The organism is Furfurilactobacillus siliginis, assembly GCF_001437435.1.
GTDB lineage: Bacteria > Bacillota > Bacilli > Lactobacillales > Lactobacillaceae > Furfurilactobacillus > Furfurilactobacillus siliginis.
Genome location: NZ_JQCB01000045.1, coordinates 1 through 299, shown reverse-complemented (window position 1 = coordinate 299; position 299 = coordinate 1). Strand labels below are relative to the sequence as shown.

At 45.8% G+C, this 299-nt stretch carries 2 tRNA genes; both read left to right on the top strand.

Annotated features, from left to right (window positions below):
• The first annotated feature begins 66 nt into the window (after positions 1–66).
• A tRNA-Ile gene (locus IV55_RS10100) sits at positions 67–140 on the top strand.
• A gap of 19 nt (positions 141–159) precedes the next feature.
• Positions 160–232 (top strand) — tRNA-Ala (locus IV55_RS10095).
• The last annotated feature ends 67 nt before the right edge of the window (positions 233–299 follow it).

Sequence of the window (299 nt, the reverse complement as noted above, 5' to 3'; positions counted from 1 at the left end):
TAAATCGGAACCTTACACATTAGTCTTAACATTGTTCAGTTTTGAGGGATTTACCTCTTAAGTATTGGGCGCATAGCTCAGCTGGTTAGAGCGCACGCCTGATAAGCGTGAGGTCGGTGGTTCGAGTCCACTTGTGCCCATCACGCCGCAAGATAACATGGGGAATTAGCTCAGATGGGAGAGCACCTGCTTTGCAAGCAGGGGGTCAACGGTTCGATCCCGTTATTCTCCATTGGTCACGCAAGTGACCGTGAATGTTGTTCATTGAAAACTGAATCATGATTCTTTTTATTAGTAAT